Here is a 5123-nt window from a genome sequence, read left to right on the forward strand (position 1 = left end):
AGCTGGCGCATGACTACCGCGGGTTGATGGCGGTCCTGCCGCGGCTGCGGGTGGTCGGCGGCTGCTGCGGCACCGACCATCGGCACGTGGCGGCGATCAGCGGGAGGTGCGGCCATGCTCATGCGGCTTGAGGCGCCGGCGGTGCGGGCCGCGCAGCCGGAGGATGCGGCGGACCTGACGCAGTTCGTCCTCTTCGCCAGCGAAGGACTGTCGGCCCGCTTCTGGGCCGGGCTGGCCGGGCCGGGCGAGGCGCCGATCGACGTCGGTCGGCGCCGCATCCGCGACGCCGAGGGCGAGATGTCCTGGCGCAACGCGGTCGTCGCCGAGCTGGGCGGCCGGGTGGCGGGCGGGCTCTACAGCCGCCACATCGGGGCGGAGCGGCCGCTCGACGGCATCCCGGCGATCTTCCGGCCGCTGCAGGCGCTCGAGAATCTCGCCGTCGGCACGCGTTACGTGCATGTGCTCGCGACCCATCCCGAGTTCCGGCGGCGCGGGGTGGGCTCGCGGCTGCTCGCCGAGGCCGAGCGCGCCGGGCGGGGGACGCGCGGGCTGAGCCTCGTCGTCGCCGACCGGAACCATGCGGCGCGGCGGCTCTACGAGGCCTGGGGGTTCGTCGAGGAGGCGCAGGCGCCGATGGTGAAGGACGGGTGGGAGAGCGGGAGCTCGAGCTGGATCCTGATGCTGCGCCCCGCCGGGTGAGGGCTTCAAAAGCGGCGGGCGGCGCGCTACATTGGCCGGTGGCGGGTTCTGGCCTTCCCGTGAGGGGCCCATATCCCAGTGGCCGTAAACATTCTCGAGGGAGCTGGCTCTGTGACTGGCCCTGGCCTATCGCATCCGGCGCCCACCTGGTTAGCCAGGCTCTCGGGGATTGCACGCCTCCACGGTCGCGCCGGGCCCGCCGCTTCCCCGACGACATGAACGACCCTTCCGAGAAGGCCGCTGCCCGGCGGGCGGCGCTGGCCGTCCGCGCGGCGGCCCATGCCCAGGGCGCCGGGGCGGCGCGGCTGGCGGCCGGTCACGTGCTCGAGCTCCTCGCGCCGCTCCGCGGCGTGCGCACGGTCGCGGGCTACCTGCCGATCCGCAGCGAGATCGATCCGCGGCCGGCGATGCTGGCGCTGATCGGGGTCGGCTACCGCATCGCGGTGCCGGTCGTGCTGGGGCCGGGGCGTCCGCTCGCCTTCCGGCTCTGGACGCCCGGGATGCGCACAGAGCGGGGGGCCTTCGGCGTCGAGGTGCCGGTGGAAGGCGAGGCGGCCGAGCCCGAGGCGCTGCTGGTGCCGCTCCTCGCCTTCGACGCGGCCGGGCATCGGCTCGGCTATGGCGGCGGCTTCTACGACCGGACGATCGCGGCGCTGAGGGCGGCGCGGGCGGTCGAGGCGATCGGCCTCGCCTATGCCGCGCAGGAGGTCCCGGAGGTGCCGCGCACCGCGACCGATATGCGGCTCGATGCCATCGTCACCGAGGCGGGGGTGCGGCGCCTGGCGTGACGGCCGGGGCCGGTCGCGGCCGAGGAGAGCCGATTCCCATTGCGATGATGACGGGGGGAGTGGCGGAGGGCTCGAGCGCCCGCGCGTAGCTGCGCGGGTGGACGCGCCAGTAGAGCGCCGACACCAGCGCGATGCAGGCGAGGTGCAGCAGCCAGCCGGCCAGGAAGCCGCCGGTCGCGTCGTGCAGGACGGCGACGACCCAGGGCGCCATGGCGGCGATCAGGAAGCCGCCGCCCTGCATGAGCGCGGAGAGCGCGCCGGCCCGCGCCGGGTCGGCCTGGTGGTCGAGCGCGACGATCATCGAGAGGGCGAAGCAGCCGCCGAGGCCGGCGCCGAGGAGTGCCGCCGAGGCGAAGGGCGCGGCCTCGGGGCGGAGCGCCAGCGCGGCGAAGCCGGCGGCCTGCATCGCCAGCGTCAGCCAGAGCCACGGCCGCCGGTCGGCGCGGCCGCCGGCGAGCATCGGCAGCAAGAGCGCCGCGAGCGCCTGGGCGACCGCCATCACCGCCAGCAGGCCGCCGCTGGCGGCGGCGGTCCAGCCGAGCTCGCGGTAGACGGGGGCGAGCCAGGCCACCGCCGTCGAGTAGCCGGCGTTGACCAGGCCGAAGCAGGCCATGAGGAGCCAGGTGCGCGGCCGCCGGAGGAAGGCCGCCGCCGCGCTCCCGCCGGCCGGACTTCCGGCATCCCTTGGCAGGACGCAGACGACGAGCGCGAGGGCGAGCGCGGCCGGCAGCGCCATCCAGGCGAGGCCGGCATGCCAGTCGCCGGTCGCCGCGGTGACGAGCGGCGCCACCTGGGCGCCGAGGGCGCCGCCGCCCATCATCATCGCGGAATAGAGCCCGGTGACCATGCCGACATGGCCGGGGAACTGCTGCTTGATGACGCCGGGGAAGACCGCCTGCACGATCGCGGCGCCGAGCCCGAGCAGCGCCGCGGTCGCGACGAAGAGGCGCAGGAAGGACGCGAGCGCGAGGACGGCGACGGCGGTGACGACGGCGCGCCGCGCGCCGATGCGGGCCTGCAGCGACGGGCCGGCGAAGGCGAAGAGGCCCATCAGCAGCATCGGCACCAGGGTGAGGAGGGCGATGCCCTGCAGGTCGAGGCCGGTCGCCGCGCCGATGTCGGCGGCGAGCGGCCCGACGCCGGTGATGAAGGGCCGGAGGTTGAGCCCGACCAGCGCGACGGCCGCGAGCAGCAGCGCGGAGCCGGCCGTCGCCCCTTCCCGCGCCATCGGCCTAGCGCCGCCCGCGGCGGGCCTGCGCCCACGCTTGGTAGAGGTCGGCGCCTTCGGGGCGCACGGGGAGGTGGCTGATCGCCATCGACTGTTCGGCGAAGGGCCGGGCGAGCTCCTGGTAGAGATCGGCCGTCGACAGGCCGAAGGGGGCGCCCTCGTCGTTGGAACAGGCATAGGCGACCCGCGTCACGCCGGCGAGCCGCATCGCGGCGAGGCACATCGGGCAGGGATGGCCGCTGGCGTAGACGGCGCAGCCGGCGAGGTCGGGCGAGCCGAGCCGGCGGCTGGCGGCGCGGATCGCCTCCATCTCGGCATGGGTCGTCGGGTCGTTGGTGGCGTGGATCTCGTTGACGCCGGTGGCGAGGATCTCGCCCTCCCGGACCACCACGGCGCCGAACGGGCGGCCGCCCGCCTCGACGTTGGCGCGGGCGAGCGCGATGGCCTCGCGCAGAAAGCGCTCTTCGGTCATGGGCATTCTCCTCAGCGGGCGCCGGCGGTGACGAGGCGCGCCGCGATCGCGTCGAAGCCGCGGGCGCGGGCGTGCTGCAGGGGCGTCACCCCCTCGCCGTCCGCGAGATCGGCATCGGCGCCGGCGGTGAGGAGCAGGTCGACGATGCGCTGGTGCCGCGTGCCGCCGTCGCCGAGGATGATCGCCTCGAGAAGGGCGGTCCAGCCGAGGTTGTTGACGTGGTCGAGCTCGACGCCGGCCGCGATCAGCGTGCGCACCGTCTCGACGTGGCCGCGCTCGGCGGCGGGGATGAGGGCGGTGCCGCCGAAGCGGTTGGTGCTCCCGAGGTCGGCGCCGTGGGCGAGGGTCATCTTCAGGATCTCGAGATGCCCGCGGGCGCCGGCGTAGAGATAGGGGCTGTCGTCGATCCGGTCCTTGGCGTTGACGTCGGCGCCGGCCGCGATCAGCGCCCGGGCCGCCTCGATCCGGTTGCCGTGGGTGGCGACAAGGAGGGCGGTCGCCCCGTTGCCGTCGCGCGCGTCGATCTCGGCCCCCTCGGCCAGGAGCTTGCGGACGGCGGCGGCGTCGTTCCTTTCGGCGGCGGCGTGCAACGGGGTTCCGCTCATGGTCTGTCCTGCGGCGACGAGGGGGGCGGGGATCAGCAGCAGGGAAGCGACGGCTGCGAGGATCGAACGGCGCAGCATCGTGGTTCCCGGTTGGAGGTGGCTGTGCCATCCAGATAGGGAGGAACGTCGCCATTTGGAAATTAAATGTTCCGATGTATGATATTCGGCATCTGAATGTGAGTCGTCCCAATGCTCGATCCGCGCCTCCTCCGTGCCTTCGCCGCCATCGTCGATGCGGGGAGCTTCACGCTGGCGGCGGAGCGGCTGAACATGACGCAGTCGACCGTCAGCCAGCAGCTCGCCCGGCTCGAGGACGCGGTCGGGCCGGCGCTGATCGACCGCGGCGCGCGGCCGGTGGTGCCGACGGCGGCCGGCGAGCGGCTCCTCGGCTACGCCCGGCGGATCCTCGCGCTGCAGCAGGAGGCGGAGGCGGCGCTCGCCGATCCGGCCGGCACCGCCTCGATCCGCATCGGCGTTCCCGAGGACATCGTCAGCGCCCAGGCGGCGACGGTCTTCGCCGACTTCGCCCGGCGCCACCGCCGGATCAGGCTGGACGTGACAGCGGGGCTGAGCCGCGACCTGACCCGGCGCTACCGCGCCGGCGAGTTCGACATCGTCGTGGTCAAGGAACCGGAGGCCGGCCCCGACTGCCGGGCGAGCTTCCCCGAGGCGATGGCCTGGTTCGAGAGCGCCGCGGCGCCCGGCGCCTGGCCCAATCCGATCCCGCTCGTCGCCTTCCCGCCCGGCGGCCTCTACCGCGAGCCGATGTTCGCACGCATCGAGCGCGAGCAGCTGCGCTGGTACGTCGCCTTCTCGGGCAGCAGCCTCCACAACGTGCTGGTGGCGGTGGAGGCCGGGCTCGGCCTCTCCCTGCTGCCGCGGCGGGCGGCGGGCGGATATCGCGTGCGGCCCTACGCCGCCTTCGGCACCGAGCCGCCGATGGCAGTCTCGATCTACGCCTGGGAGAGCGCCGGGCCGGCCGGAGAGCTGGTCGAGCGGATGAGCGCGGTCCTCGCCGCCAGGAGCGCCCCGCACGGGTGATGCGCGAGCGCGCTTGCCGCCCCGCCGCTTCGCCGCTAAGCGGGAGCGATGAAGCTCCTCTTTCTCGGCGACGTGGTGGGCCGCAGCGGCCGGACGGCGATCGCCGAGGTGCTGCCGCGGCTGCGGCGCGACTGGGCGCTCGACTTCGTGGTGGTGAACGGCGAGAACGCCACCGGCGGCATGGGGCTGAGCGGGGCGCATGCGGCGCTGCTCTTCGCGGCGGGGGCGGACTGCGTGACGCTCGGCGACCATGCCTTCGACCAGCGCGACATGCTCGCCTATATCGAGCA

General features: G+C 74.5%; 8 protein-coding genes. 5 read left to right on the forward strand and 3 right to left on the reverse strand.

The window, feature by feature from the left end:
• The first annotated feature begins 26 nt into the window (after positions 1–26).
• The 3 genes from Q0112_RS06785 to Q0112_RS06795 all read left to right on the forward strand — a co-directional run bounded on the left by Q0112_RS06785 (position 27) and on the right by Q0112_RS06795 (position 1487).
• On the forward strand, positions 27–131 hold the full coding sequence (locus tag Q0112_RS06785) for a homocysteine S-methyltransferase family protein (protein WP_297973111.1): 105 nt from the start codon (positions 27–29) through the stop codon (positions 129–131).
• Positions 115–699: a GNAT family N-acetyltransferase gene (locus tag Q0112_RS06790; protein ID WP_297973092.1), complete on the forward strand. Its 585-nt coding sequence runs from the start codon at positions 115–117 to the stop codon at positions 697–699. Before Q0112_RS06785 ends, Q0112_RS06790 begins: the two co-directional genes overlap by 17 nt.
• Positions 700–914: 215 nt before the next feature.
• Complete coding sequence (locus tag Q0112_RS06795; RefSeq protein ID WP_297973095.1) at positions 915–1487, forward strand: 5-formyltetrahydrofolate cyclo-ligase; 573 nt, start codon at positions 915–917, stop codon at positions 1485–1487.
• On the opposite strand, the gene Q0112_RS06800 is transcribed toward Q0112_RS06795, so the two are convergent.
• Genes Q0112_RS06800 through Q0112_RS06810 form a run of 3 tightly spaced genes read right to left on the reverse strand, consistent with a single transcriptional unit; the run spans position 1456 to position 3870 of the window.
• Positions 1456–2715, reverse strand: coding sequence for an MFS transporter (locus tag Q0112_RS06800; RefSeq protein WP_297973098.1), 1260 nt, complete (start codon positions 2713–2715; stop codon positions 1456–1458). The genes Q0112_RS06795 and Q0112_RS06800 overlap by 32 nt on opposite strands.
• A 4-nt stretch (positions 2716–2719) precedes the next feature.
• Positions 2720–3187, reverse strand: a complete 468-nt coding sequence (locus Q0112_RS06805; RefSeq protein ID WP_297973100.1) for a nucleoside deaminase — start codon at positions 3185–3187, stop codon at positions 2720–2722.
• Between the two features lie 11 nt (positions 3188–3198).
• Positions 3199–3870, reverse strand: a complete 672-nt coding sequence (locus Q0112_RS06810; protein WP_297973102.1) for an ankyrin repeat domain-containing protein — start codon at positions 3868–3870, stop codon at positions 3199–3201.
• 111 nt (positions 3871–3981) lie between these two features.
• Here Q0112_RS06810 and Q0112_RS06815 point away from each other — a divergent pair, with 111 nt between their 5' ends.
• On the forward strand, positions 3982–4833 hold the full coding sequence (locus Q0112_RS06815) for a LysR family transcriptional regulator (RefSeq protein ID WP_297973104.1): 852 nt from the start codon (positions 3982–3984) through the stop codon (positions 4831–4833).
• Between the two features lie 48 nt (positions 4834–4881).
• Positions 4882–5123 (forward strand): YmdB family metallophosphoesterase (locus Q0112_RS06820; protein ID WP_297973107.1); only part of this gene is annotated, 242 nt, incomplete at its 3' end.

It is taken from the genome of uncultured Amaricoccus sp., assembly GCF_937858865.1.
Lineage (GTDB): Bacteria > Pseudomonadota > Alphaproteobacteria > Rhodobacterales > Rhodobacteraceae > Amaricoccus.

Bases quoted from the DNA above. Each gene is read 5' to 3' on its own strand.
- Q0112_RS06785 (WP_297973111.1), top strand. From the start codon at position 27: ATGGCGGTCCTGCCGCGGCTGCGGGTGGTCGGCGGCTGCTGCGGCACC.
- Q0112_RS06790 (WP_297973092.1), top strand. From the start codon at position 115: ATGCTCATGCGGCTTGAGGCGCCGGCGGTGCGGGCCGCGCAGCCGGAG.
- Q0112_RS06795 (WP_297973095.1), top strand. From the start codon at position 915: ATGAACGACCCTTCCGAGAAGGCCGCTGCCCGGCGGGCGGCGCTGGCC.
- Q0112_RS06800 (WP_297973098.1), bottom strand. From the start codon at position 2,715: ATGGCGCGGGAAGGGGCGACGGCCGGCTCCGCGCTGCTGCTCGCGGCC.
- Q0112_RS06805 (WP_297973100.1), bottom strand. From the start codon at position 3,187: ATGACCGAAGAGCGCTTTCTGCGCGAGGCCATCGCGCTCGCCCGCGCC.
- Q0112_RS06810 (WP_297973102.1), bottom strand. From the start codon at position 3,870: ATGCTGCGCCGTTCGATCCTCGCAGCCGTCGCTTCCCTGCTGCTGATC.
- Q0112_RS06815 (WP_297973104.1), top strand. From the start codon at position 3,982: ATGCTCGATCCGCGCCTCCTCCGTGCCTTCGCCGCCATCGTCGATGCG.